Here is a 26,748-nt window from a genome sequence, read left to right as displayed (position 1 = left end):
CCTGCCCTACCCCTCGTTCAGCCGGTCCAGCCTTGCGCGCACCGACAGCCCGTGCGCCTCGAGGCTTTCGGATTTGGCCAGCACCTCCGCCGCCGGGCCGATGGCCTTGAGCGCCTCGGGCGACATCTTCGCGATGGTGGTCCGCTTGAGGAAATCGAGCACAGACAGGCCCGACGAGAACCGTGCCGAGCGCGCGGTAGGCAGGACATGGTTTGGGCCGCCGACATAGTCGCCGATCGCCTCGGGGGTGAAGCCGCCGAGGAAGATGGCACCGGCATGGTTGATCCTGCCCGCCAGCGCCTCGGGGTCGGCGGTGCAGATTTCCAGGTGCTCGGGGGCGATCCGGTCGGCCAACGCGGCCGCCTCGTTCATGTCGCGCACCGTGATGATGGCGCCGAAGTCGCGCCAGCTTGCCCCCGCGATGGCGCGCCGCTCCAGCGTTTCGAGGCGCTTGGCGACCGCATCGGCCACCGCCTGCCCGAAGGCGGCGTCGTCGGTGATCAGGATGGCTTGGGCGCTTTCATCGTGCTCGGCCTGGCTCATCAGGTCGAGGGCGAGGAAATCGGGGTCATTGTCGCGGTCCGCGATCACCAGAATCTCGGACGGCCCGGCGATCATGTCGATGCCGACCTTGCCGAACACCCGGCGCTTGGCGGCGGCGACGAAGGCGTTGCCCGGGCCGGTGATCTTGTCGACCGGCGCGATGGTCTCGGTGCCGTAGGCGAGCGCGGCAATCGCCTGCGCGCCGCCGATGCGGTAGACCTCATCGACCCCGGCGATCCTTGCGGCCAAGAGCACCAAAGGGTTTACCACGCCATCCGGCGTCGGCACCGTCACCGCCAGCCGCCCGACGCCCGCGACCTTGGCCGGCACCGCGTTCATCAAGACGCTTGACGGGTAGGACGCCAACCCGCCCGGCACGTAAAGCCCCGCGGCCGACACCGGCGTCCAGCGCCAGCCTAGGGTGGCGCCATCGGGATCGGTCCAAAGCTCGTCCTCGGGCATCTGGCGGACGTGATAGGCGCGGATGCGCTCGGCGGCCAGTTCCAGCGCGTCGCGTTCGGCGGCGGGCACGCGGGCGCATTCGGCCTCGATCTCGTCCGGGGTGAAGGCGAGGGTCTGCGGCGTCAGATCGAGCCGGTCGAATTTCGCGGTCAGCTCGATCAGCGCCGCATCGCCGCGCACGCGCACATCGGCGATGATCTCGGCCACGATGTCGTCAACCTCGGGGCTGTCCTCGCGTTTCATGCCGAGAAGCGCGGCGAAGGCGGCCTCGAAGCCTGCATCCGTGGTGGCAAGGAACTGGGGCATCGGGGCCTCCGTGAACGTCGGTGAGGGTCAGTCCGAGACACCGGGCGGCGGGATGCGGTCCGGGTCGGTTTCGAGGTAGGGCAGCGCGATGCGCAACGCCAGCACCGCGCAGGCGGCCAGAAGCGCGGTGACGACGATATTGCGCCAGGTCGCGTTCATTCGGGATGCCGGGGGGCCTGTCTGGACGGCGCGACATAGGGGCGGGTCACGTCCTGAAGCGCGACCTCCAGCGTCTCGACCTCGAGCGCGATGGCCCCGTCGCCCGCCAGCGTCAGCACAAGGCGCCCGGTGCCATCCTCACCCGGCTCGAACGAAATGGACAAAAGCGATAATATCACGTCCTTGTCGCCGCGATCGACGCCCTGGCTTTGCACTTTCAGCACATCCGACACGGCCAGCACCGATTGCACGCGTTCCACCGGGCGCTTGCGGCGCGCTGCCGTTTCGGCGTCTTCCCAGCGGAACCGGTTCAGCAGGATGGCGAACTGGCGGCGGGCCGGGCGCCATTGCATCTCGGTGATCGGGAACACAGCGTCCTGGGCCAGCGCCGAGACGACGCTGAGATCCTCGGCATCCATCGCGATCAGCTTGAGCGGCCTGTCGCCGCCATCCTCGAAACGTGCATCTTCGGTCATTGCGCCCTCACCCGTTCGATCTTTGCGCCAACGCCCGACAGTTTGCGCACCACGTGTTCATAGCCCCGGTCGAGGTGATAGACCCGGCTGACAACGGTTTCACCTTCGGCCGCCAGCCCCGCAAGGATCAAGCTGACCGATGCGCGCAGGTCGGTGGCCATCACCGGCGCGCCTTTCAGCCGTTCGACCCCGGTGACGCGGGCGGTGCCGCCGTGCACCTCGATATCCGCCCCCATCCGTACCAGTTCGGGCGCGTGCATGAAACGGTTCTCGAAGATCGTCTCGTGCAATTCGCTGACCCCGTCGGCGGTGGCCAGCATCGCCATCATCTGCGCCTGCAGGTCGGTGGGAAAGCCCGGATAGGGCGCGGTGGTCACGTCGACGGCGGAGAGCCGGCCATTGGTGCGCGACACCTTCAGACCGCGCGGGGTTTCCTCGACGCTCACCCCGGCCTCTTCCAGCTTGTCGATGAAGCTCGCCACCAGATCGCGCCGCCCGCCGAGACATTCGACCTCGCCGCCGGCGATGGCGGGGGCCAGCATGTAGGTGCCCAGTTCGATCCGGTCGGTCACCACCGGGTGGGTCGCGCCGTGCAGCCGGTCGACGCCCTGCACCTCGATGCGGCTCGTGCCCTCGCCCTCGATCTGCGCCCCCATCGCGCGCAGGCAACGGGCGAGGTCGACGATCTCGGGCTCGCGCGCGGCGTTGTCGATCACCGTGGTGCCCCTGGCCAGCGTCGCGGCCATCAGGATGTTCTCGGTCGCCCCGACCGAAGGAAAGCGCAGCGCGATCATTGCGCCTTTCAGCCCGCGCGGCGCCTTGGCGTGCAGATAGCCGTCGCGCAGCTCGATCTCGGCGCCCAGCGCCTCGAGCCCGTCCTGGTGCAGGTCCATCGGCCGCGCGCCGATGGCGCAGCCGCCGGGCAGCGACACCTCGGCATGGCCGAACCGCGCCAGCAGCGGGCCGAGCACCAGGTTGGAGGCACGCATCTTGCGCACGATTTCATAATCCGCGCGGCTCGAGGTCAAATCGTGGCTGGACAGCGCCAGCACCTGCCCGTCCTGCAGGCTGCTCACCTCGGCCCCGAGCGAGGCCAGGAGCGTCGACATGGTCTTGATGTCGGACAGACGCGGCGCGTTGGTCAGCGTCAGCGGCTCCTCCGACAGGAGCGTCGCCGGCATCAGCGCGAGGCAGGCGTTCTTGGCCCCGGCAATGGGGATTTCGCCCCTGAGCGGGCCATTGCCCGTCACCATGATCGAATCCATGCTCGCCTCACTCGCCTTCGTGTTTCTCGTCCGCGTCAGCGGGCTTTGCGGCCCGTGCCCTAACCTGCCCCTTGCGCCGCGCCATGTTGGCCTTGAGCGCCGCCTTGAGGCGGTCCTCGCGCGCGGCATCGCGCGGCGGCGGGGCGGGTTTTTTCGGGCTGTCGGAGGCGGGGTCGCGGCTCATGTCGCCCTCTCTACCCCAGCCCGGATTGGGCGTCCAGATTGCGCTTGCGCCCCCGGCGGATTCCGTCTAATCAGCCGCCCACACAGGCCGCAGTAGCTCAGTGGTAGAGCGCACCCTTGGTAAGGGTGAGGTCGGGAGTTCAATCCTCCCCTGCGGCACCAGTTTTCATCCCGACATGACGACACTGAACCCGGCGCGCATTCAGGCGAGGTTTCCGCGCGGTCGTTGGCCTCGTCCGGCACGGGTGTGACCGGCGTCGTGAGGGTCTGCGGCGCCTGGTCGGGCGCAATGCGGTCAGTCGGCGACGGGCCACTCGCCGGGCGCAAAGGTCTGGATTTCGCGGCGCACGGCAAGCTGGATGCGCACGGTCGAGCCATCGGCGCGGCGGGCCAGCACGCTGAGGCGGTCGTCGGGGTGCAGCATCAGGGCGGTCACGGGTTCGGACAGGAAGATGCGCTGGCGCGCGAACAGGCCGACCTCGAAGGCGAGGCTTTCCTCCATCCCGGTGAGATAGCTGTGCACGAACCCCTGGTGAAAGGGGCCGGCCTCTTCGAACAGCGCCACCTCCCACAACTCCGCCTTCGGCGCCAGGGCGATCAGGATGCTCTGGCGGTCGGGCACGGCGATCATCGCCACGGCCCTCTGGGGCGAGCCATCGCGGGCGTCGAGGGCGCGGCGGTGCAGCACCTCGCCACTGGTGGCATCGGCCACCACCAGCGTGGCGCCATCGTCGTCCAGCGTGGCGACGAAACGGCCATCGGCGCTGGTCACGCCATCCCCGGCCAGCGCCGGGGCGAAGGGGATCAGGATCGACAGAAGCAGAACGCGCAGAAGGTGTGTCACATCGGGTCTCCGCAAACGCAGCCGGCCACGGGGATCACCCGTGGCCGGTCAGGTTGGCCGGGCGGGACAAGCCCACCCGGCCGCTTCAGCAAGACATCAGTAGATGTCGTTCTGGGTGTTGTAGACGTTGAACTTGCCGGTCGGGGTGATCAGGCGTTCGTCCTTGATCACTTCAACCAGTTCCAGCGTCTTGTCGTCCACGACCACGATGGCACTGACCTTGTCCTTGGCGTTCCAGACCGAGAACCAGACCTGGGTGCCTTCCTTGTTGAACTCGGGGTGCACGACACGCGGTTGACCGTCGTCGATGCCCGCCCATTCGCCGATCGGCAGGGTCACGAACTCGGGGTCTTCACCGGCCTTCATGTCGGAGATGGTGAACACACCGATCGAGGCCGAGGTCTCGGCGTCCGGGTTCAGCGGCGCGTCGACATAGAGGTGGTTCGAGTTCGGGTGGGTCTTGATGAACAGCGAGCCGCCGCCAAGAGCCGTGAAGTTCTGAACCATCTTCCACGCGTTGTCCGGGTTGCCTTCCGGGTCGGTGCCGATCATCGAGATCGTGTCGTCACCAAGGTGCGAGGTCGCCCAGACCGGGCCGAAATCGGGGTGCACGAAGTTGGCACCGCGGCCCGGGTGGGGCGTGTTGCCCTCGGTCTCGACTAGCGCGATCAGCTTGTCTTCCTTGGTGTCGATCACCGCGATCTTGCCGCGGGCGTTGGCCGCCACGAGGAAGTAGCGCAGCGATGCATCGAAACCACCGTCATGCAGGAAGCGTTCGGCGTCGATCGTCACCGTCTTGAGGTTCTTCAGGTCGGTGTAGTCGACCAGCATGATCTTGCCGGTTTCCTTGACGTTGACGATGAACTCGGGCCGGTAATGCGAGGCCACGATGGCCGCGACGCGCGGTTCCGGGTGGTAGGTCTGGTCGTCGTAGACCATGCCGCGGGTCGACACGATCTTCTTCGGCTCCAGCGTCTCACCGTCCATGATCACGAATTGCGGCGGCCAGTAGGCGCCGGCAATCGCGTACTTGTCTTCCCAGCCCTCGTATTTCGAGGTCTCGACCGAACGCGCCTCGATGCCGATCTTGATTTCGGCGACGTTGGCGGGCTCTTCCATCCAGAGGTCGATCATGTTGACGCGGGCGTCGCGGCCGATCACGAACAGATAGCGGCCCGAGGCCGAGATCCGCGAGATGTGCACGGCATAGCCGGTCTTGATGATGGCCTGGATTTCGTAGGTGCCGCCATCGATCAGGGCGATCTCGCCCGAGTCGCGCAGCGTGACCGACATCAGGTTCTCGATGTCGATATCGTTCATCTTCTCGGTCGGACGATCTTCCGGCGCGACCGTGACCTTCCAGCTGTCCAGCATCTCCGGCATGCCCCACTCGGGCGGAGTCGGCGGATCGAGCAGCAGGTAGCGGGCCATCAGGTCGATCTCTTCTTCGGTGAGTTCGCCCGAGGTTCCCCAGTTCGGCATGCCCGCGGGCGAGCCGTAGGTGATGAAGCTGTGCAGGTAGTCGTATTCGAGATCGCGGGTCAGGTCCGTGGTCAGGGCCTTGCCGGTGGCACCACCGCGCAGAACGCCGTGGCAGCCGGCGCAACGCTCGAAATAGATTTCGCGGGCTTGCTCGAATTCTTCTGCGGTCATCACCACGTCTTCGGCGGAGCGGCCTTCGATTTCGAGGTTCAGCTCGCCAAGGGTCACGTCGTGACCCTCACCTTGCGCAAAGGCCGGCGCGGCGGCGAGGAATAGCCCCGCAGCGGCCCCGACCAGCGCGGTCTTGGCAAGCGTAAAGTTTTGTCCCATGAGTCTCTCCTTGGTTGGAAACTGGACGGACAATCCCATTTCGGGTCAGGGGGTATCCTTGACTTTTATCAAGTCGGTCATTGCGTCGCAGGGGCATGACCGCAGGCACCGGAAGCGGTTGGAATCGCGTAATTCCGTGTCGGGCAGGAGAGAACGAACATGCTGTCACGCCTGTTTTCCGAGGGGTATCGCGTCTTTTTTCTGGCCGCCGGGCTGTCGGCGGTTGCGGTCGTGCTGGTGTGGGAGTTCTACCTGGGCGTCCATGCCACCGGCGGCATGATGACCGGCCTGCCCTTCGCGATGGCGCCGCATCTGTGGCACGCACATGAACTGGTGTTCGGCTACGGCGCGGCGGCGCTGACCGGGTTTCTGTTCACCGCCGTGCCAAGCTGGACCGGGCGCCCGCCGGTGGGTCGGGCGGTCATCGTCCTGGCGGCGGCGCTGTGGCTGGCGGGGCGGCTGGCTGTGTGGATGTCGGGCGCCCTGCCCGGCTGGCTTGTCGCCGTGCTGGACCTCGCGCATGTGCCGGTGGTGCTGGCGGTGGTCGCGGCGATGCTGTGGCATCGGCCCAAGGCGAAAAACGTTGTTTTCCCAGTGCTTCTGGCGCTGTTCTGGCTGGCGAATTTGGCCACCCACCTGGGCTGGGCCGGGCTTTGGGACAACGGCGAGATCATCGGGCTGCGCGGCGGGATGATGGCGCTGGCGGGGATGATCCTGGTGATCGGGCGGGTGACACCGGCGTTTACCCGCAACGCGATGATGCGCGAGGCGAGCCGCGCGCCCCGCCCGCGCGACTGGGCGCGCGCCGGGCCGGTGATGATCGGCTTTGCCGCCCTGCTGCCGGTGGCGGCGCTGGCTGCGCCCGACAGCGGGGGCACGGCGGCGCTGATGATCGCCGCAGGGGTCGCGCAACTGGTCCGCCAGAGCCGCTGGGGATGGCGATTCGCGGCGACACGCCCGATTCTCGCCAGCCTGCACCTGTCGGTCGCGATGCTGGCGCTGGGGCTGATCCTGACCGGGCTGTCGCGCTTCACCGGGTTGTCGGAGGTCGCCGGGCTGCACGTTCTCGGCATCGGCGGAATCGGCGGCATGACCCTTGCGGTGATGTCACGTGCAACGCTGGGTCACAGCGGCATGCCCCTGGTCGCGCCCGGGGCGATTGCGCTTGCCCATGTCGCGCTGCCGCTCGCGGCCCTGATGCGCTGGATCGCCTCGGAGGTCGGCGGGAGCGCCTATTTCCCGGCCTCGCTGGCCGCCGGCGCGCTGTGGATCGGGGCCTTCACGGCGTTCACCGCCAGCCTGTGGCCGGCGTTCTGGGGATCAGGCGAGGGCGACGACGATCAGCCCTGAGGCCAGATCGTGCGCGAGCCGCTGTCGTCGGCATAGGCGCGCAGCGCCTCCACGTCGCGGATATCGGCGGAATTGCGTTTGATCCTGACGCCATGTTCGCGCAGCCGCGAGAACGCGCGGCTGAGGCTTTCGGGTTTCATCCCCAACCGCCCCGCGATCAGCACCTTGTCATAGGGCAGCATCACCGAGCACGGCCCCACCTTGCACTTGGTCAGGTCGAGCAGAAACTCCGCCACCCGCTGCGGCGCGGTGCGGGCCTTCAATTGTTCGATCTGCGCGATCAGCCCATGCAGGTGGGCGAAGGTCGCCGTCAGCATGGCGATCGATACTTCGGGCTGCGAGCGCAGCAGGTCGAGCAGGTCGCGCGCGTCGATACGCAGCAGCATCGTGTCGGTCACCGTCTCGGCATAGACCGGATAGCGCCCGCCGCGCAGCGCCGCCGCCTCGCCGAAGGAGTGGCGCTTGGTAAAGACGCCGACCACCGCCTCGGTGCCGCTTTGTGCGATGCGGTAGAGCTTTACCCAGCCCTCGATCACCACGAAGATCGCGTCGGCGGGATCGTCCTGGGCAAAGATCGTGGTGCCGTGCGGATGCGAGGTCAGGACCGCCCGGCGCAGCAGAAGATCGGACACCTCTTTCGGCGCGCTGGAAAACAGCAGCGATTCGCGGGCGACCGCGACGATCTCGTCTGTGAACTGGACGGTTTGCATGACATCCGGCACCGGTTTTCCGAAATCACATCATATCCCGGCAACGCCGCGCAAGCCAGCCGCCCCAGGGTGTTTTCTGCCCCGGCATACAGGGCCCTCAGAACTGGCTGACGCCCCGGTCGCGCACGCTTTGCATCGACACGAAGGTCGAGGTCGCGGCGACGTGTGGCAGGCGCGAAATGCTCTCGCCCAGAACCCGGCGATAGTCGCCGATATCGCGGGTGCGCACCTTGACGAGATAGTCGAAACCGCCGGCGATCATGTGGCATTCCTCGACCTCCGGCACCTTGCGGATCGCGGCGTTGAAAGCCGTGAGCGCGGCTTCGCGGGTGTCGGCCAGCCGCACTTCGAGATAGGCGACATGGTCGAGGCCGAGCCGCCGGGCCGACAATTCGGCGCGGTAGCCGAGGATCACGCCCTCGGCCTCAAGCCGCCGGACACGGGCCGCAACCGGGGTTTTCGACAGCCCGACCTTGCGGCCGAGATCGACCATCGAGATGCGCGCATTGGTGGCCAGTTCGTTCAGGATGGCCCGGTCGATCCGGTCGAGGCTGGGAACGGTCGCGTCGCTCATCCTTTTTCCTCTATGGTGGGTCTCATTTGGTCCTTTATCCCGTGGTTTCCCGAAAATCAGCCATTCGGCACGATCTGAATCGCATATTCTGGGCCGGAATGACAGCGGGAGCGGTGCAATGATTGATCTCGATCCGAAATGGGATGCCGGCAAGCGGCGTGACGAGGCGGCGCTTTTGGCCGAGTTGGAGGCGCTGGCCGACCTGTCGCCCGCCGCGCGCGAAAGGATCGTCGCGCGCGCCGTCGGGCTGGTGACGCGCATCCGCACGGACGCCCGCCCCGGCCTGATGGACGTGTTCCTGGCCGAGTATGGCCTGTCGACGGATGAGGGCGTGGCGCTGATGTGCCTGGCCGAAGCGCTGCTGAGGGTGCCGGACGCGGTGACAATCGACGCGCTGATCGAGGACAAGATCGCCGCCTCGGACTGGTCGAAACACATCGGCCAATCGTCGTCGCCGCTGGTCAATGCCTCGACCTGGGGGCTGCTTCTGACCGGCAAGGTGCTGGACGAGGGCGAACCAGGCATCGCGGGCACGCTGCGCGGCATGGTCCGGCGCATGGGCGAGCCGGTGATCCGCACCGCCGTGGGCCGCGCGATGCGCGAGATGGGGCGGCAATTCGTGCTGGGACAGGACATTTCGGCGGCGATGAAGCGCGCCGAGGGCCAAGAGGCCAAGGGCTTCACCTATTCCTACGACATGCTGGGCGAAGCCGCGATGACGGCGGCGGACGCGGCGCGCTATGCCCGCGCCTACGCGGGCGCCATCGCGGCGATCGCCAAGGCCTGCACCTCGGACGAGATCGCATCGAACCCCGGCATCTCGGTCAAGCTGTCGGCGCTGCATCCGCGCTACGAGGTGGCCAAGACCGACCGGGTGATGGCCGAGCTTGTGCCGGTTCTGGCGGATCTGGCGCGGCAGGCGGCCCAGGCGGGCATGGGCCTCAACATCGACGCCGAGGAAGCCGACCGGCTGGGCCTGTCGATGGCGGTGATCGAGGCGGTGCTGGCCGACCCCGAGCTTGCCGGATGGGACGGGTTCGGCGTGGTGGTGCAGGCCTACGGACGGCGCGCAGGCGACGTGATCGACGGGCTTCACGCACTGGCCACGCGGCTTGACCGGCGGATCATGGTGCGGCTGGTCAAGGGCGCCTACTGGGACACCGAGATCAAGCACGCCCAGGTCGAGGGGCTGGCGGATTTCCCGGTCTTCACCCGCAAGGCGGCGACGGATGTCAGCTACCTCGCCCATACCCGCAAGCTCCTGGGCATGACCGACCGGATCTATCCGCAGTTCGCCACCCACAACGCCCATACCGTTGCCGCCGTTCTGGACATGGCCGGGGATTTGCCGAAATCGGCCTATGAATTCCAGCGCCTGCACGGCATGGGCGAGGCGCTGCATGACATCGTGCACCGCGAACACGGCACCCGCTGCCGCATCTACGCCCCGGTCGGGGCGCACCGCGATCTGCTGGCCTACCTGGTGCGGCGGCTGCTCGAGAACGGGGCGAATTCGTCCTTCGTGAACCAGATCGTCGACGAGGATGTGCCGCCCGAAGAGGTCGCGGCCTGCCCGTTCAAAACGCTGGCCGAGGCCCCCGGCCGGTTCGAGCCGACGCTCGCCACCGGGCCGGAGCTGTTTTTGCCCGAGCGGCCCAATTCCGTGGGGTTCGACCTGTTCGACGTAACCGAACTGGCCCGGATCGAGGTCGCGCGCACCAGGCCCGAGCCCTGGCGCGTCGCCCCGATCATCGCGGGTGAGGCATCGGGGGGCGAGGTCGAGACCGCGCGAAACCCCGCCACCGGGGACGAGATCGGCAAGGTGGTGCTGGCCAGCCAGGCGGACGTGGAAACCGCGCTTGCCGCTGCCCGGCCCTGGGCGGCGGTTGTCGGGGAACGTGCGAAGATCCTGAACCGCGCCGCCGACCTCTACGAGGAGAATTTCGGCAGCCTGTTTGCGCTGATCGCGACCGAGGCGGGCAAGACCCTGCCCGACGCGGTGGCGGAGTTGCGCGAGGCGGTGGATTTCCTGCGCTACTACGCGGCGCGGGCCGGCGAACTGGTTGACGGTCCGCGCGGCATCTTCACCTGCATCTCGCCCTGGAACTTTCCGCTGGCGATTTTCTCGGGCCAGATCGCGGCGGCGCTGGCGGCGGGCAACGGCGTGCTGGCGAAACCCGCCGAAACAACGCCTGCCATCGCCGCCTGGGGCGTCCGGCTGATGCACCAGGCGGGCGTGCCACGCACGGCCCTGCAACTCCTGCCCGGTCCTGGCCGCGTCGTGGGGGCGGCGCTGACCTCGGACGCGCGTATCTCGGGCGTCGCCTTCACCGGCTCGACCGCGACCGCGCGCCATATCCAGCGCGCGATGGCCGACAACCTCGCCCCCGGCACGCCCTTGATCGCCGAGACCGGCGGGCTGAACGCGATGATCGTGGATTCCACCGCGCTGCCGGAACAGGCGATCCGCGATATCGTCGCCTCGTCGTTCCAATCGGCCGGGCAACGCTGCTCGGCGCTGCGCTGTCTCTATGTGCAGGAGGATATCGCGGACACCATCCGCGAGATGCTGATCGGCGCGATGGACGAATTGGCGCTGGGCGATCCGTGGCACCTGTCGACCGATGTCGGCCCGGTGATCACCGCCCAGGCGCGTGACGAGATCACGGCCTATGTCGATGCCGCCGAAGCGGACGGGCGGTTGATCCACCGCCTGACCGTTCCCCAAACCGGCACCTTCGTGGCGCCCGCGCTGATAGCGGTCGGCGGCATCGCCGATCTGGAGCGCGAGGTGTTCGGGCCGGTGCTGCATCTGGCGACCTTCAAGGCGCGCGATCTCGACCGGGTCGTGGCCGATGTGAACGCCACCGGCTACGGGCTGACCTTCGGGCTGCACACGCGGATCGACGACCGGGTGCAAAAGATCGCAGACGCGGTTCATGCGGGCAACATCTATGCCAACCGCAACCAGATCGGGGCCATCGTCGGCTCGCAACCGTTCGGCGGAGAGGGGCTGTCGGGCACCGGGCCGAAGGCGGGCGGGCCGCACTACCTGGCGCGGTTCACGCGGCGTCCCGCACAGGTGCAGGACGCTGCGCCCGAGGGCGAGGCCGACCCCGGCCAGATCGCCACGGCGCTGCGCGACCTCGACGCCATGCCCGCCATGCCGGTGACGCGGCTTTTGCCTGGTCCGACCGGCGAGTTGAACCGGCTGTCCACCCTGCCCCGCGCGCCAGTGCTGTGTCTCGGCCCCGGCGATGCGGCGGCCGAGGCGCAGGTTTCGGCGGTCGAGGCATTCGGCGGGCGGGCGCTGGCGGTGGCGGGCGGGCTCGACCCTGCCGCGCTGGCCACGCTGCCGGATTTCGGTGCGGTCGTCTGGTGGGGCGATGCCGACACCGCCCGGGCGCTGGCCAGGGCGCTGACGGAACGCGATGGGCCGATCCTGCCGCTGATCACCGATGTGCCCGATCCGGCGCATGTGCTGGCCGAGCGTCACCTCTGCGTCGACACCACCGCCGCCGGCGGCAACGCGAGCCTGCTGGCCGGCAACTGAGGCACACCCGCGATGACGAAAAAGGGGGACGCTGCGGCATCCCCCTTTTTTTGCTGTGCCTGATTCCCGTTATGATAGGATTGTTGCGCGATCGACACAAAAGAAATCCCGTGCAGGGATATTATTTCCGAAGTGTCGGCAATTATGGGTTGTAAGCGGACTAGGGGCGTTCATACCTTCGGATCATGGGGCGGAATCAGATCATAGACTCGTTGCTGGTAGAGTTGGATGGACAGGCGCCATCCGGCTATTTCCTGGCGCTTCATATCCGTTTCGCGGCCCCGCTGATGATGTTCCAAACCTACGATCCGGTCTGGAGCGATCATTACACCCGGAATGCCTATGCCCTTCGAGACCCGATCGTTGCCTGGGGAATTTCGCGCACCGGTCCGACCCGCTGGAGCGAGATCGACCTGCCCGATCCGTTCGGGATCATGGCCGAAGCGCGCGAATACGGCCTGGTTTTCGGCGTCTGCGTCTCGTGCGGGCCGATGACCTCGCGCACCATCGCAAGCCTGGCACGGTCCGACCGTGAGTTCACCGATCAGGAAATCGCAGAGATTTCCGGCGTGGTCCTCAAACTGCACAATGAGTCCAAGCCCCCCGACCACATGACCGACGCCGAGATCGAGGCGTTGAAGGTGGTCGCGTCGGGAGAGCGCTATGCGGCCGGCGCCGCGCGCCTCGGGATATCCGAGAGCGCGCTCAAGGCGCGGCTGGCCGCGGCGCGCCGCAAGCTATTCGCCCGAACCTCCGCCGAAGCCATCCAGCGCGCAAAGGACTACCGGTTGCTCTGAACGAGGGCCGGGACCACCTGTTGCAGGCGCGGCTTGACGCATGGGTCGGGCGGATAGCTGCTGTTCAACCCTGACTTGGAGAATACCATGCAAACCACGACACTCTCTTTCGCCAACATCCACAACCATGGCGAGCTTTTCGCGAATCTGCTTCGCGCGCGCCGCCAGTCCTTCATCGTCAAGAACAACTGGGACCTGCCCGAAGCCATGGGAATGGAGTTCGATCAATACGACACCCCGGCCAGCCGCTGGGTGGCGGTGCACCAGATGGGGCAGGTCTATGCCGGCATCCGGCTGACGCCCACCACGGCGCGGGTCGGGATCTATTCCTACATGATCCGCGACGCCCAGCGGGGGCTGCTCGACTCGATCCCGTCGGACCTGCTGTTCGAAGAGGCGCCGGTGGCCGAGAACATCTGGGAAAGCTCGCGCGTGTTCGTGGCCCACGACACGCCGCAAAAGCTGCGCCGAGTGGTGCACCTGCACCTGATCAGCGAGATGACCAAATCCGCCCGCCAGCTTGGCGCGTCGCGGGTTCTGGGGCTGATACCGGCCAACTGGCCGCGCTGGGCGCGTCGACGCGGGCTCGATGCCGAGGCCGCCGGGCGGGTGATGAACATCGACGGCGTCGACAATCAGTGCGTGTCGATCAACCTTGCCGAAAAGATGCACTGACCGGCCCTGCCCCCGGCCTTCGGGCCGGGGGTTTACCCCCAGAATGGCTGTGAGCCTGCGCGCCGCTTACCCGGTCGACCAGGCGCGCGGTTGGCGCATTCCGGCGATCTTGGTCACCTGCCGGACATAGCCATAGGGAAACAGCGTGAACAATTCCTCGCGCCCGGCCTGCTTGCCCTTGTCGCCGCCCAGGAATTTCATCGCGAAACGCGCATCAGGCATCACGCCGTGGTCCGCCTCTTCCTCGCGAACCCAGCGGATCAGCTCCCAATGGCGCGGCGTAAGCTCGATGCCTTCGTTCGCGGCGGTGTATTCGGCAAAGCTTTCGGTCCATAGCTCGGGATCGGTCAGATAGCCGTGTCCGTCGACAGAGAACACCTCGCCGGTCGCAAGCCGAACATCAGTCAGAACTTCGGGAACAGCGCGCATCTTGTCACCTATTGCCTGCTACGTTCATCAATGGTCCACGCGGCGGGAACGCGGCCCGCCCGGTGGGTCATATTACGTATCCTGCATCTGATGCGTGGCCCAAATCAAATTCAATCTTTCAATCGACCCATTCGAAAGGCCGCGTGAACTCGCCGAGAACATGCGCGACCCGGTCGCGATCGACCTCGCCGGTGGCACGCACACGCGCCGTCAGGCCGGTGCGTTTGCTCTCGACCACGTCGACCACCTCGGCGTTGAGGCCGTCCTTGGCCAGGGCTGCGTTGTAGACCCGGGTGATCGCCAGCTTGCGCAACTCGGGTTTGAACACCTTGCCCACGGCGGTCTTGGGCAGTTCATCGACGATCTCGATATGTTTCGGATAGGCGGCGCGCTCGGCGATGGTCTTGCGGGCAAAGGCCAGCAGTTCTTCGACCGTGGTCTCCGCCCCGTCCACCAGTTCGACATAGGCGCAGGGGATTTCGCCGGCGAAGGCGTCGGGCTGGCCGATCGCGCCGACGACGGCCACCGCCTCGTGGCCGGCCAGCGCCTCTTCGATCTCGGCGGGGTCGATGTTGTGGCCGCCGCGGATGATCAGATCCTTGGCGCGGCCGGTGATCCAGAGATAGCCATCCTCGTCGATCCGGCCCAGATCGCCGGTGCGCAGGAAGCGTTCGGCGGCGAACAGTCCGTGGTTCTTGGCCTCTTCGGTATAGGTCCGGCCGACCAGCACACCGGGGTTGGAGACGCAGATCTCGCCGACCTCGTCGGTGCCGCATTCCTTGAGCACATTGCCGTCGCCGTCACATTGCAAGATCCTGACCTCGGTATAGGGGAACGGCACCCCGACCGAGCCGATCTTCTTGTTGCCCTCGCCAATCGGGTTGCAGGACACGAGGCAGGTCGCCTCGGTCAGCCCGTAGCCCTCGACCACGGTGACGCCGGTGGCCTTCTCGAAACGATTGAACAGTTCGACCGGCAGCGGCGCCGAGCCGGAAAACGCGATCTTGAGCGACGAGACATCGGCATTCACCTTGCGCTGCATCAGCGCCGCGATCGCGGTCGGCACGGTGATGACGAAGGAGACATTCCAACGCTCGACCAGCTTCCAGAAGTTGTCGAACACCCCGTCGCCGCGATAGCCGGCGGGCGTCGGGAACACCACGTGCGCGCCGGCATTCAGCACCGCCATGAACACCACGTGCACGGCAAAGACGTGAAACAGCGGCAGCGGGCAGATGATGGTATCGTCGCTGTCGAACAGCAGGTTCGACCCCAGCCAGCCGTTGTAGACGATGCCGGCAAAGCTGTGCTGCGCCACCTTGGGCATCCCGGTGGTGCCGCCGGTGTGGAAATAGGCCGCCACCCGGTCCTTGCCGCTATCGGCGAAGTCCAGCGTGGTGTTCTGGCGCGCCACCGCGGCGTTGAAATCCTTGACCGGCTTGCCGTGGGTCGGTTTCACGCGGGGCCGGATCAGCGGCACGATCAGGTTTTTCGGAAACGTCAGATAGCGGTTGAGGTCGACCTCGAACACGTGCTGGACATTGGGCGCCAGCGCCACCGCCTCATGCGCCTTCTGGGCGACATCGGTTTTCGGGAAACCCTTGAGCGTGACCACCACCTTGGCGCCGGTCTCGCGCAGGATCGCGGCGATCTGTTCGGGCTCCATCAGCGGGTTGATCGGGTTGACGATGCCCGCGATCATGCCGCCGACCAGCGCGAAAAGGGTCTCGTTCGCGTTGGGCAGGATATAGGCGACCACGTCCTTCTCGCCGATCCCGAGCGAGCGAAACAGGTTGGCGGTCTGCACGCTCTTGTCGTGAAACTGCTTCCACGTCAGGGTTTCGGCCTTGTCCTCGGGGCCGGACAGGATCTGGAACGACACCGCGCGCCCGGACCCGTTGGTCTCGGCGCTGTTCTTCAGCATCTCGTAGACCGTGGCGGGCAGCTTGCGCGCGTCCCAGGGCTTTTCCGCCTCGACCTGATGCCGGTCTTCTATCGAGTCATAGCTGTAACGTGCCAATGTTCCGTCCTCCCGTCTGCCGCCTCGGGCCGAGAGTGATGGGTTTCGCCCAAGGCTGCAAGCCTGACGTGGCCACCGGGGCGGCTACTCGGCCGCGAGGCCTTCGGTAAACTGAAGCCGCGCCAGCCGGGCATAAAGCCCGTCCTCGCTGACCAGCTCGTCATGGCTGCCCTGGGCCACGATGCGGCCCTCGTCGAACACCACGATGCGGTCGGCCTTCTTCACGGTCGCCAGCCGGTGCGCGATGATCAGCGTGGTGCGACCCCGGGCCATCTTCTCGACCGCCTCCTGCACCAGCCGCTCGCTCTCGGCATCCAGCGCCGAGGTGGCCTCGTCCAGAAGCAGGATCGGCGCGTCGCGCAGGATCGCGCGGGCGATGGCGATGCGCTGTTTCTGCCCACCCGACAGCATCACGCCACGCTCGCCGACATAGCTGTCATAGCCCTCGGGCAATTTCGACAGGAACTCATGCGCGGCGGCGGCCCTGGCGGCGGCCTCGACCTCGGCATCGGTGGCGTCGAGCCTGCCGAAGCGGATGTTTTCGCGCGCCGTGGTGGCGAAGATCACGGCATCCTGCGGCACCAGAGCGATCTGGCGGCGGAACGCGGTGCGCTCAAGTTCGCGCAGGTCGATGCCGTCGATCTTGACCGCGCCCTCGTCGGGGTCGAAGAACCGCTGCAAGAGCTGGATGATGGTCGACTTGCCCGCGCCCGAGGGTCCGACCAGCGCCACCGTCTCGCCGGGTCTGACGTTGAGCGTGACGTGATCGAGCGCCAAGTGCTCGGGCCGCGCCGGATAGCGGAAACTGACATCGTCAAAAGTGATCTCGCCCCTGATGCGTTCAGGCAGCGCGCGGGGCCGGGCCGGATCGTTGACGTCATCTTCGGCGGTCAGAAGCTCGACCAGCCGTTCGGTCGCGCCGGCGGCGCGTTGCAGTTCCGACCAGATTTCGCTGAGCGCCCCGACCGCGCCCGCGACCATGATGGCATAGATCAGGAACTGCACCAGCGCACCCACGCTCATCGCGTCGGCCCGCACGTCGCGCGCGCCGATCCACAAGACCCCGACCACGCCCGAGAAGATCAGCGTGATCACGATCATCGTCAGCACCGCGCGGGTGCCGATGCGTTTTTTCGCTGAGATGTAGCTTTGCTCGGTCACCTCGTGGAAGCTCTGGCGCGAGGGTTCCTCGTGGCTGAACGCCTGCACCGTCTGCACCGACAGGAGCGCCTCGGAGGCATTGCCGGACGAACGCGCGATCCAGTCCTGGTTCTCGCGCGACAAGACCCGCATCCGCCGCCCAAGCACGATGATCGGCACCACCACGGCGGGCACCAGCAGAAGCACCAGCCCGGTCAGCTTGGGCGAGGTCAGCAGCATCATCGCCAGCCCGCCCGCGAAGATCAGCACGTTTCTGAGCGCCACCGAGACCGACGAGCCGATCACCGACAGGATCAGCGTGGTGTCGGTGGTGATCCGGCTGAGCACCTCGCCGGTCATGATCTTTTCATAGAACGCCGGGCTCATGCCGATCACGCGGGCAAAAACCGCCTCGCGGATGTCGGCCACCACGCGCTCGCCCAGCCGGGTGACGAGGTAGTAGCGCAGCCCGGTGCCCAGCGCGAGCAGGACCGCAACGGCGAGGGCGGCAAGGAAATAGCTGTCGAGCAGCGCGTCGGCGGAGTTCTCGAACCCGTCGACCACGCGGCGCACCGCCAGCGGCAGCACCAGCGACACGCCCGCGGTCAGCATCAGGGCGAGGATGGCGGCGGCGAGGATCGGCTTGTAGGGGCGCAGGAACGGCCACAGCCCTTTCAGCGCACCGATCTCGCGCGACTTCGGTCGCTCCTGGTTTTCGGGGTCGCCCGGCTCGGCCATGGTGCGCTTCCTCAGCTTGCGTGGGGGTCAGATAACGCCGGTGGCGGGTCGGGGCAAGGCTCGCGGAAGAAATGCCGCATTGGGGGCGCCGCGCGGCGGGCGTGGCGAGGCCGGTGCAGGAAAAGCGGCCGCGCCCGGGGGCGCGGCCGTGATCCGAGCATTCGGACCGGGATGAAACGGTCAGTCCTGTCCCGGCAGCATCCTGACCGCGCCCTTCGAGGCGGAAGAGGCGAGCAGCGCGTAGGCCTTCAGCGCGGTCGACACCTCGCGGCTGCGCTTTTCGGCCGGGAGCCAGGGCAGCGGGCCCTTGGCGGCGCGGCGCTTGTCCAACGTGGCCTGGTCGACGGCGAGGTTGATCGAGCGGCCCGGGATGTCGATCTCGATGATGTCGCCGGTCTCGACCAGCCCGATCGGCCCGCCCTCGGCGGCTTCGGGCGAGACGTGGCCGATGGAAAGCCCCGAGGTGCCGCCCGAGAACCGCCCGTCGGTCAGCAGCGCGCAGGCCGCCCCCAGCCCCTTGGATTTCAGGTAGGAGGTGGGATAGAGCATTTCCTGCATCCCCGGCCCGCCCTGCGGGCCTTCGTAGCGGATCACCACCACCTCGCCCGCCGAGACCTTGCCGGTCAGGATGCCGTTCACCGCGCTGTCCTGGCTTTCGAACACCCGCGCCGGGCCCGAGAAGGTCAGGATCGAGTCGTCGACGCCCGCGGTTTTCACGATGCAGCCAAGCTCGGCGATGTTGCCGAACAGAACCGCCAGCCCACCGTCCTGCGAATAGGCATGGTCGGCGGACCGGATCACGCCGGTCTTGCGGTCGCGGTCAAGCTCCTTGTAGCGGTTCTCGGTCGAAAACGCCTGAGTGGTGCGCACGCCGCCGGGCGCGGCGCGGTAGAATTCCTCGACCTTGGGATCGTTGGCCGTCATCACGTCCCACTTGGCGATGGCGGCGGCCATGGTTTCGGAATGCACCGTCGGCACGTCGGGGTGGATCAGCCCGGCGCGCATCATCTCGCCCAGGATCGCCATGATGCCGCCGGCGCGGTGGACATCCTCCATGTGCACGTCGTCCTTGGCGGGCGCGACCTTGCACAGAACCGGCACCTTGCGGCTGAGCCGGTCGATATCGTCCATGGTGAAGTTCACTTTTCCCTCATGGGCGATGGCCAGGAGGTGCAGCACCGTGTTGGTCGATCCGCCCATCGCGATGTCGAGCGACATGGCGTTCTCGAAGGCCTGGAAGCTCGCGATCTCGCGCGGCAGCATCCCGGGCTTTTCGTCCTCGTAATGCGCCTTGGTGATCTCGACGATGCGCCGGCCGGCCTGCTTGAACAGCCGCTCGCGGTCGGCGTGGGTCGCCAGCATCGAGCCGTTGCCGGGCAGCGCCAGCCCCAGCGCCTCGGCCAGGCAGTTCATCGAGTTGGCGGTGAACATGCCCGAACACGAGCCACAGGTCGGACAGGCGGCGGCCTCGATCGCGGCGACATCCTCGTCGGAATAGCTGTCGTCGGCGGCGGCGACCATCGCGTCGACCAGGTCGAGCGATTGCTCGATGTCATTGATCGTGACCTTGCCCGCCTCCATCGGCCCGCCCGACACGAACACCACCGGGATATTCAGGCGCATCGCCGCCATCATCATGCCCGGCGTGATCTTGTCGCAATTCGAGATGCAGACCATCGCGTCGGCGGCGTGGCCGTTGACCATATATTCGACGCTGTCGGCGATGACCTCGCGCGAAGGCAGCGAATAGAGCATGCCGTCATGGCCCATCGCGATGCCGTCATCGACCGCGATGGTGTTGAATTCCTTGGCGACGCCGCCGGCGGCCTCGATCTCGCGCGCGACGAGCTGGCCGAGATCCTTGAGGTGGACATGGCCCGGCACGAACTGGGTGAAGCTGTTCACCACGGCGATGATCGGCTTGCCGAAATCGCTTTCGGTCATGCCGGTGGCACGCCAGAGGCCACGGGCTCCGGCCATGTTGCGGCCGTGGGTCGATCTGCGCGAGCGGTAATGGGGCATGTCTGTCTCCTCGGATTGCCGGTGAGGTCTAGCGCAGGTCGGGGGACAAGGGCAATGCAATGCCGTTCACGGGGTTGGCAATAGGAGGGCGCAGGGGACCGTGATAATCTGGCGCAATGCGCAACGGGAGGAGGTGCGATGGACAAGGGCGTGACGGTGCTGGTCGGCACCACCAAGGGAGCGTTCGTGATCGAGGGCGACGGGGCGCGGCAGGGCTGGCGGCTGCGCGGGCCGTTCTGCGAGGGCTGGCCGATCAATCACGTGATCGGCGATGGCGACAGCGGCATGATCTGGGCGGCGGGCGGCGGCGAATTCAACGGTGCCGGGGTCTGGCGGTCTGCCGATGGCGGCGAAAGCTGGGATCTGTGCCTGCTGGCCAACGGCTCGTTCGACGACTTTCTGCGCAATGACCCGGATTTCGCCGCGATGATCGGGGCCGAGCCCAGCCCGGATGCCCCCTACAAGGGACAGATCAACACGATCTGGTCGCTCAACCATGCCCACGGCACGCTTTATGCCGGGGCCAAGCCCGCCTATCTGCTGGCCTCGACGGACGGGGGCGAGAGCTTCGGGGTGGTCGAGGGGCTGACCAAAGACCCGACCAAGGAGGACTGGCAGGCGGGCGGCGCCGGGCTGGTGCTGCATTCCATCGTGCCCCATCCGGATGATGCGAAAAAGATGTGGGTCGGCATCTCTGCCGCCGGGGTGTTTGCCACCGAGGATGGCGGGGCGAGTTGGGAGCGGCGCAACCGGCGCTCGAACACCGGCGCGGGGGCCGCCCATGTTCACGCCGACGGCACAAGGCACGAGCCGGGGCCGGACGTGGGGTTTTGCGTGCACAACATCATGCGCGCCGGGGGCGATGGCGACCGGCTGTATCAGCAGAACCACGAGGGTGTGTGGACCAGCCCCGATGGCGGGCGAAGCTGGCAGGAGATCACCGAGGGGTTGCCCACGAATTTCGGCTTTCCCATCGCCGTGCATCCTGATGACCCCGCAACGCTCTGGGTGATCCCGCTGACGAGCGATTTCGGCCGCTTCCCGCCCGGTGGCTCGGCGGCGGTGTGGAAATCGGACGATGGCGGCGAGACCTGGGTTGCGAAACAGGCGGGACTGCCGGTCGAGAACTGCTTTTTCACGGTGCTTCGCCAAGCGATGGCGACCGACCGGGGCGACCCTGCGGGCGTTTATTTCGGCACCAATTCCGGCTCGGTCTTCGCCAGCCGGGACGCGGGCGAAAGCTGGGACGAGATCGCCCGCCACCTGCCGACGGTGCTGTCGGTCGAGGTGATGTGACCACGCACGGGGCGCGCGAATTTGTCCACTTGAGCCAGATCAAGGTCGGGGTGTATTCCCGACCGTATCACTCAGGAACACATCGCAGCGAATCGCGGACAGGTCATCGACATGCAACACACCGCCCCTGACGGCACCACCCGGGTGCTGGGCACCGAACGCAAGGGCTTTCGCGGCAGGCTGGCGCGGATCGAAACCACCGAGGGCATCGGCCGCCTGCCCGCCGAGGAACAGGAGCGGCGGCTGATCGAGCTTGGTTTCGTCGAGGGCGCGGTGCTCGAGGTGTTGCACGAAGGCCCGATCGGGCGCGACCCGATCGCGGTGCGCGTCGGCAGCGCCATGGTGGCGCTGAGGCGCAGCGACGCGATGGCCATTCTGGCGCGGCCCGACTGAGATGAAGGACGCCATCACCGAGGCCGCGGCGCGGCAGATCGAGGTCGCGCTGGTCGGCGCGCCCAATTGCGGCAAGACGGCGCTGTTCAACGCGCTGACCGGCTCGTCGCAGCGGGTCGGGAACTTTTCGGGCGTCACGGTCGAGCGCAAGGCCGGCATCGCGACCACGCCCGAGGGGCGGCGGATGACGGTGATCGACCTGCCCGGCACGCATTCGCTGCGCGCCCGCTCGCTTGATGAGGAAGTCACCCGCGACGTGGTGCTGGGCCAGCGCGACGGCGAGGCGCGGCCGGATTTCCTGCTGGTGGTGGCCGATGCCACCAACCTGCGCGGGGCGCTAAGGCTGGTCACGGAGTTGAAACGCGCCGGGCTGCCGCTGATGCTGGTGCTCAACATGATCGACATCGCCCGCCACCGCGGGATCGAGATCGACGAGGACGCGATGGCCAAGGCGTTGGGCGTGCCGGTGGTGTCCGCCACGGCGGTGCGCCGGGCGGGAATGGAGGCGTTGTGGGCGCGGCTGGACGAGATCCTCGCCGCCGGTGTGGCAGCGCCCGGCCCGATGCAATGGACGCCGCCGACCACGGGCGAATTGCGCCGCGCGCTTCATGCCGCCGACGACGTGATCGCGCAAACCGTGCGCCTGCCCGAGTTGCCGCATACCTTCAGCACCCGGGTCGACCGGGTGCTTCTGAACCCGGTGGCCGGGCCGATCGTGCTGCTCATGCTGTTGTTCGCGATGTTTCAGGCGGTGTTCGCGGGCGCCGCCCCGGCGATGGACCTGATCTCGGAGGGCTTCGGCTGGCTGGGCGCGGTGTTCGCCGCGATCCTGCCCGCCGGGCTGATCGAGAGCTTCGTGGTCGACGGGGTGATCGGCGGGGTGGGCAGCGTGTTGGTGTTCCTGCCGCAGATCCTGATCCTGTTCACCTTCATCCTGATCCTCGAAGACCTCGGCTACATGGCCCGCGCCGCCTTTCTGATGGACCGGCTGATGGGCGGGGCGGGGCTGCATGGCCGGGCTTTCATCCCGCTGCTGTCGAGCTTCGCCTGCGCCATTCCCGGCATCATGGCGACACGGGTGATCGACGACCGGCGCGACCGGCTGACGACGATCCTGGTCGCGCCCTTGATGACCTGCTCGGCGCGCATTCCGGTCTATACGCTGATCATCGCGGCCTTCGTGCCCAAGACCACGGTTCTGGGCGGGATCGGGCTGCAGGGGTTGGTGATGTTCGGGCTTTATGCCGCCGGGATCACCAGCGCGCTGGCGGTATCCGCCGTCACCCGCCTGCTGTTTCGCCGGGGCGAGCTTGCCGCGCCGCTGATGATGGACCTGCCCGACTACAAGATGCCGCAAGCGCGCTCGATCCTCCTGGGCATCTGGCAGCGGGCGCGGATGTTCCTCAAGCGCGCGGGCACCACGATCTTTCTGGCGATGGTGGCGATCTGGCTGCTTGCCACTTTCCCGATGCCGCCCGATGGCGCGACCGGACCGGCGATCGAATACAGTTTCGCCGCAAGGCTCGGCCACCTGATCGAGCCCTTGATGGCGCCGGTCGGGTTCGGCTGGGAGATCTGCATGGCGCTGATCACCGGCATGGCGGCGCGCGAGGTTGCGGTGGCGGGGCTGGCGACGGTCTATGCCGTCGGCGGCACCGAGACCACCGGCCACATCGCCAGCGCCCTGTCGCAGCAATGGAGCCTCGCGACCGCGCTGGCCTTCCTCGCCTGGTATGTATTCGCGCCGCAATGCATCTCGACTCTCGCGGTGATCCGGCGCGAGGCGGGCGGGCCGCGGTATATGTGGATCGCGCTGGGCTACATGATGGCGCTGGCCTGGATCGCGGCCTTCATCACCTACAACGTCACCGCGTTCCTGATGGGCGCAGGCTGAGCCTTACCGGCAATAGGCCCCGCCGCGATAGCGCGCGGTGTCGACATGCAGGTGGTCGACGTGGAACCGGTCCGAGTTCGGACCCAGCACCGTGCCGAACGTGCCGCAGGCGGTGCGGTGCATCGCCTGGATGATGCGCGCCTGCGCCCCGCCGCCGCGCCAGTTGTCCAGCACCGTCAGGGTCTTTCCGTTGGCCAGCGTGATGCCGGCGATGTCGATGGCGTGGCCCTTGCCGTGCTCCGAGATCTTCGCGCCGGGCTGGTTGTTGCGGCTGCGGCAGGAATAGTGCGCGATCACGTTGATCCGCGCGACGCCGCCGCCGGTGCGCCCGACCGCCGGAATCACGCCCTCGCGCACCCAGGTGTTGAGCGCCTTGGCGGTGGTGCAGTCGATGGTCGGCGATTGCGCCAGCGCCACGCCCGACACCGAGGTTACGCGCACCGGGTTGTCGACGCCGCAACCGGCGATGCGGCCGGGAATGTCGGCGATGGCCTCGCCCTTGATCTCGGGCACGCCACAGACCGAGCCGCGCGCGCTGGCGGCGCGTGGGGCTGCGACGGCCGCGGCCGGCACGACAAAGCCCGCCGGGCGCGGCTCGGGCCTCAGCGAACGCGCGACCGCCAGCACCGTCGCGTCGATCAGAACGGCGGTGGTGGCGACAGCGGGGCTGAGCGCCTGGATCAAGGCGTTGATCGGATCGCGCGGCACACTTGCGGTCGGGACGAGAGCGGCGGGAACGAGCGCGGGCGCGATGGCGGCGCGAACCGGGGCAACCGGCGCAGCGGCGGCCAGCACACTCGGGCGCGGCATCGGTCGCAGCGACATGATCGGCGCCCATCTGCTGGCCCCGGCCGACGAACTGGCAACCACCACCGCCCCTGGTCGCGGCGCGGGTCGCGGCGAGGTCATGGGGGCTTCGGCCAATGCCGCACCGCCCAGCATCAGCGTCACAACCGCGCCTATGACCTGTCCCAGCCTCACTTGTCTTCGATCTTCGTCCGTCCGAAATCAGGGGCCGCCGTGTCCTGGCCCGCCTCGATGATACCACGTCTGATTGCCCGCGTCCGGGTGAAATAATCGTAGAGCTTCTGCCCGTCGCCCTGGCGGATCGCGCGTTGCAGCACGAACAGTTCTTCGGTGAAGCGCCCGAGGATATCCAGCGTCGCCTCCTTGTTGGTCAGGAACACGTCGCGCCACATCGTCGGGTCCGAAGCCGCGATCCGGGTGAAGTCGCGAAAGCCCGCGGCGGAATACTTGATGACCTCGCTGTCGGTCACGCGGCGAAGATGATCGGCGACGCCGACCATCGTATAGGCGATGAGGTGCGGCGTGTGGCTGGTGACGGCCAGAACGAGGTCATGGTGGTCCGCGTCCATCTCTTCGGTATTGGCGCCCATCGCCTGCCACAGCGCGCAGAGCCGCGCCACCGCCTCGGGGTCGGCGCCTTCGGGCGGCACGATCAGGCACCAGCGGTTGTCGAACAGCGAGGCAAAGCCCGACCTCGGGCCGGAATGCTCGGTGCCCGCCAGCGGGTGGGCCGGGATGAAATGCACGCCCTCGGGGACATGCGGGGCGACGGTGTCGATGACGTGGCGCTTGACCGATCCGACATCGGTGAGGGTGGCGCCGGGCATGAGGTGCGGCGCGATTTCCTCGGCCACGGCACCCATCGCGCCGACCGGCACGGCGAGCACGATCAGGTCGGCGTCCGCCACCGCCTCGACCGCGCTGTCGACCACCCGGTCGCACAACCCGATCTCGCGCGCGATGTCGCGGGTCTCGGGCGAGCGCGCGGTGCCGACGATCTCGCCCACCAGCCCGCCGCGACGCATCGCATGCGCCATCGAGCCCGCGATCAGCCCCAGCCCGATCAGCGCGACGCGGTCGTAGATCGGCCTATCCGTCATTGGCACCCGCGCCCTTGAACTGGCCGATCAGATGCGCGACGCGGCGGCACGAGGCCTCATCGCCCACGGTGATGCGCAGGCAGTTGGGCAGCTTGTAACCCGCCACCCGGCGCACGATCACGCCTTCGCTGCGCAGGAACTCGTCGCAGGCCTCGGCCTCGTCCCGGTCGGCGAACCGGGCCAGCACGAAATTGGCGCAGGAGGTGTCGGAGGGCACGCCACGTTCGGCCAGCGCCTCGGCCAGCCAGGCGCGCAGGCGGGTGTTGTCGGCGCGGCAGCGGTCGACATGGGCGCGGTCACGCACCGCGGCTTCGGCGGCGGCCAACTGGGTGTTGGACAGGTTGAACGGCCCGCGCACGCGGTTCAGCACCTCGATCACCTCGGGCCTGGCATGGCCCCAGCCGATCCGAAGCCCGCCCAGCCCGTAGATCTTCGAGAATGTCCGCGTCATCACCACGTTGGGGAAGCGCTTGACCAGCGACGCGCCGCCGTCGAAATCCTCGACATATTCGGCATAGGCGCCGTCGAGCACCAGGATCACGTGTTCCGGCAGCGATTTCGCTAGCCGCGTCACCTCGGCCTTGCCGACCATCGTGCCGGTGGGATTGGCGGGGTTGGCGATGAACACCAGCCGGGTGTTGTCCGTCACCCCCTCGAGGATCGCGTTGGCCGACACCTTGCGGTCGCGCTCGGGCACCTCGACCGGGGTGGCGCCGGCGGCCAGCGCCGAGATGCGATACATCGAAAAGCCGTGCTCGGTGTGAATCACCTCGTCGCCCGGCCCGGCATAGGCCTGGCACAGGAACGAGATGATCTCGTCCGAGCCGGCGCCGCAGATGATCGTGTCGGGGTCCAGCCCGTGAACCTCGCCGATGGCGTTGCGCAGCGCGGCATGGTCGGTCGGCGGATAGCGGTGCAGCTGATGCTGGGCGCGCTGATAGGCCTCGATCACCTTGTCGGACGGGCCGAAAGGGTTTTCGTTCGAACTGAGCTTGATCGCGTTTTCCACGCCTTCGATCTTCGAGGCGCCGCCCTGATAGGGCTCGATCTCCATGATGCCGGGCTGTGGCGTCGGTGCCTTTGACATGTCTTCCCCCGCGGTTCGGCCCTGTCATACCGAGGCAATTGGGCAAGGACCAGTGCTAAGGGCGCGGCGAAAAAGAAACCCCGCGCGAGGCGGGGTTTCCTGCAACACTCGGG

At 67.4% G+C, this 26,748-nt stretch carries 23 protein-coding genes and 1 tRNA gene; 8 read left to right on the top strand and 16 right to left on the bottom strand.

All coding sequences use genetic code 11. The annotated features are described in order from the left end of the window. Positions 1-6 precede the first annotated feature (6 nt). Genes hisD through FVF75_RS17505 form a run of 5 tightly spaced genes read right to left on the bottom strand, consistent with a single transcriptional unit; the run spans position 7 to position 3,395 of the window. Positions 7-1,311 carry a histidinol dehydrogenase gene (gene hisD / locus FVF75_RS06455; RefSeq protein WP_148377118.1) on the bottom strand — a complete coding sequence of 435 codons (1,305 nt, stop codon included), beginning with the start codon at positions 1,309-1,311 and terminating at the stop codon, positions 7-9. A gap of 27 nt (positions 1,312-1,338) precedes the next feature. Beyond that, entirely contained in the window at positions 1,339-1,470 is a 132-nt protein-coding gene (locus FVF75_RS17820; protein ID WP_281289579.1) for a hypothetical protein, read from the bottom strand. After that, positions 1,467-1,946, bottom strand: coding sequence for a DUF2948 family protein (locus tag FVF75_RS06450; protein WP_148377117.1), 480 nt, complete (start codon positions 1,944-1,946; stop codon positions 1,467-1,469). Before FVF75_RS06450 ends, FVF75_RS17820 begins: the two co-directional genes overlap by 4 nt. Then, positions 1,943-3,211 (bottom strand): UDP-N-acetylglucosamine 1-carboxyvinyltransferase, encoded by a 1,269-nt coding sequence (murA, locus tag FVF75_RS06445; protein WP_148377116.1) that lies wholly within the window; start codon positions 3,209-3,211, stop codon positions 1,943-1,945. Before murA ends, FVF75_RS06450 begins: the two co-directional genes overlap by 4 nt. Before the next feature lie 7 nt (positions 3,212-3,218). After that, on the bottom strand, positions 3,219-3,395 hold the full coding sequence (locus FVF75_RS17505) for a hypothetical protein (RefSeq protein ID WP_187392992.1): 177 nt from the start codon (positions 3,393-3,395) through the stop codon (positions 3,219-3,221). Between the two features lie 86 nt (positions 3,396-3,481). Between FVF75_RS17505 and FVF75_RS06440 the strand changes: the two genes are divergently transcribed. Then, positions 3,482-3,556: transfer RNA gene (locus tag FVF75_RS06440), tRNA-Thr, on the top strand. A 133-nt stretch (positions 3,557-3,689) separates the two neighbouring features. Here FVF75_RS06440 and FVF75_RS06435 read toward each other — a convergent pair. Together FVF75_RS06435 and FVF75_RS06430 are read right to left on the bottom strand one after the other, a co-directional pair. After that, on the bottom strand, positions 3,690-4,238 hold the full coding sequence (locus FVF75_RS06435) for a hypothetical protein (protein WP_148377115.1): 549 nt from the start codon (positions 4,236-4,238) through the stop codon (positions 3,690-3,692). Positions 4,239-4,334: 96 nt separating this feature from the next. Further along, a complete protein-coding gene (locus FVF75_RS06430) occupies positions 4,335-6,050 on the bottom strand; it encodes a nitrite reductase (protein ID WP_174770105.1) in 1,716 nt (571 codons plus the stop codon). 159 nt (positions 6,051-6,209) lie between these two features. Between FVF75_RS06430 and FVF75_RS06425 the strand changes: the two genes are divergently transcribed. Further along, positions 6,210-7,400, top strand: a complete 1,191-nt coding sequence (locus FVF75_RS06425; RefSeq protein WP_148377113.1) for an NnrS family protein — start codon at positions 6,210-6,212, stop codon at positions 7,398-7,400. On the opposite strand, the gene FVF75_RS06420 is transcribed toward FVF75_RS06425, so the two are convergent. Next, positions 7,391-8,110 (bottom strand): Crp/Fnr family transcriptional regulator, encoded by a 720-nt coding sequence (locus FVF75_RS06420; RefSeq protein ID WP_148377374.1) that lies wholly within the window; start codon positions 8,108-8,110, stop codon positions 7,391-7,393. The two genes, FVF75_RS06425 and FVF75_RS06420, sit on opposite strands and share 10 nt — an antisense overlap. Positions 8,111-8,207: 97 nt before the next feature. Beyond that, the gene (locus FVF75_RS06415; protein ID WP_148377112.1) at positions 8,208-8,684 is read right to left on the bottom strand and encodes an Lrp/AsnC family transcriptional regulator; all 477 of its coding nucleotides are present in this window, start codon (positions 8,682-8,684) and stop codon (positions 8,208-8,210) included. Positions 8,685-8,802: 118 nt separating this feature from the next. Between FVF75_RS06415 and putA the strand changes: the two genes are divergently transcribed. The 3 genes from putA (at position 8,803) to FVF75_RS06400 (ending at position 13,709) form a co-directional block, all read left to right on the top strand. Next, positions 8,803-12,237 carry a bifunctional proline dehydrogenase/L-glutamate gamma-semialdehyde dehydrogenase PutA gene (putA, locus tag FVF75_RS06410; RefSeq protein WP_148377111.1) on the top strand — a complete coding sequence of 1,145 codons (3,435 nt, stop codon included), beginning with the start codon at positions 8,803-8,805 and terminating at the stop codon, positions 12,235-12,237. 185 nt (positions 12,238-12,422) lie between these two features. Beyond that, positions 12,423-13,034: an autoinducer binding domain-containing protein gene (locus FVF75_RS06405; RefSeq protein WP_148377110.1), complete on the top strand. Its 612-nt coding sequence runs from the start codon at positions 12,423-12,425 to the stop codon at positions 13,032-13,034. Positions 13,035-13,121: 87 nt separating this feature from the next. After that, positions 13,122-13,709, top strand: coding sequence for an acyl-homoserine-lactone synthase (locus FVF75_RS06400; RefSeq protein ID WP_148377109.1), 588 nt, complete (start codon positions 13,122-13,124; stop codon positions 13,707-13,709). 66 nt (positions 13,710-13,775) lie between these two features. On the opposite strand, the gene FVF75_RS06395 is transcribed toward FVF75_RS06400, so the two are convergent. The 4 genes from FVF75_RS06395 to ilvD all read right to left on the bottom strand — a co-directional run bounded on the left by FVF75_RS06395 (position 13,776) and on the right by ilvD (position 20,058). Continuing rightward, on the bottom strand, positions 13,776-14,138 hold the full coding sequence (locus tag FVF75_RS06395) for a TusE/DsrC/DsvC family sulfur relay protein (protein ID WP_148377108.1): 363 nt from the start codon (positions 14,136-14,138) through the stop codon (positions 13,776-13,778). Positions 14,139-14,256: 118 nt separating this feature from the next. Next, on the bottom strand, positions 14,257-16,158 hold the full coding sequence (locus FVF75_RS06390) for an acyl-CoA synthetase (RefSeq protein WP_148377107.1): 1,902 nt from the start codon (positions 16,156-16,158) through the stop codon (positions 14,257-14,259). An 84-nt stretch (positions 16,159-16,242) separates the two neighbouring features. Continuing rightward, the gene (locus FVF75_RS06385) at positions 16,243-18,036 is read right to left on the bottom strand and encodes an ABC transporter transmembrane domain-containing protein (RefSeq protein WP_148377106.1); all 1,794 of its coding nucleotides are present in this window, start codon (positions 18,034-18,036) and stop codon (positions 16,243-16,245) included. 180 nt (positions 18,037-18,216) lie between these two features. Continuing rightward, complete coding sequence (ilvD, locus tag FVF75_RS06380) at positions 18,217-20,058, bottom strand: dihydroxy-acid dehydratase (RefSeq protein ID WP_148377105.1); 1,842 nt, start codon at positions 20,056-20,058, stop codon at positions 18,217-18,219. Positions 20,059-20,196: 138 nt separating this feature from the next. Here ilvD and FVF75_RS06375 point away from each other — a divergent pair, with 138 nt between their 5' ends. The 3 genes from FVF75_RS06375 to feoB all read left to right on the top strand — a co-directional run bounded on the left by FVF75_RS06375 (position 20,197) and on the right by feoB (position 23,641). Then, positions 20,197-21,354, top strand: a complete 1,158-nt coding sequence (locus FVF75_RS06375) for a WD40/YVTN/BNR-like repeat-containing protein (protein ID WP_148377104.1) — start codon at positions 20,197-20,199, stop codon at positions 21,352-21,354. Positions 21,355-21,465: 111 nt separating this feature from the next. Continuing rightward, entirely contained in the window at positions 21,466-21,747 is a 282-nt protein-coding gene (locus tag FVF75_RS06370) for a FeoA family protein (RefSeq protein WP_148377103.1), read from the top strand. A 1-nt stretch (position 21,748) separates the two neighbouring features. Continuing rightward, positions 21,749-23,641: a ferrous iron transporter B gene (feoB, locus tag FVF75_RS06365; protein ID WP_148377102.1), complete on the top strand. Its 1,893-nt coding sequence runs from the start codon at positions 21,749-21,751 to the stop codon at positions 23,639-23,641. Positions 23,642-23,644: 3 nt separating this feature from the next. Here the strand turns inward: feoB and FVF75_RS06360 are convergent, their stop codons facing one another. The 3 genes from FVF75_RS06360 to hisC are packed head-to-tail and all read right to left on the bottom strand — an operon-like array spanning position 23,645 to position 26,635. Next, entirely contained in the window at positions 23,645-24,622 is a 978-nt protein-coding gene (locus tag FVF75_RS06360; RefSeq protein ID WP_246138013.1) for an extensin-like domain-containing protein, read from the bottom strand. Further along, complete coding sequence (locus FVF75_RS06355) at positions 24,619-25,548, bottom strand: prephenate/arogenate dehydrogenase family protein (protein WP_148377101.1); 930 nt, start codon at positions 25,546-25,548, stop codon at positions 24,619-24,621. Before FVF75_RS06355 ends, FVF75_RS06360 begins: the two co-directional genes overlap by 4 nt. Next, the gene (gene hisC / locus FVF75_RS06350; protein WP_148377100.1) at positions 25,538-26,635 is read right to left on the bottom strand and encodes a histidinol-phosphate transaminase; all 1,098 of its coding nucleotides are present in this window, start codon (positions 26,633-26,635) and stop codon (positions 25,538-25,540) included. The genes FVF75_RS06355 and hisC overlap by 11 nt, the downstream gene beginning before the upstream one ends. Positions 26,636-26,748 lie beyond the last annotated feature (113 nt).

The sequence above is a fragment of the Maritimibacter fusiformis genome (assembly GCF_008086115.1).
Classification (GTDB): domain Bacteria; phylum Pseudomonadota; class Alphaproteobacteria; order Rhodobacterales; family Rhodobacteraceae; genus Muriiphilus; species Muriiphilus fusiformis.
Note: the sequence above shows the minus strand (reverse complement) of the source record. Positions and strands in the feature narration are given on the sequence as shown.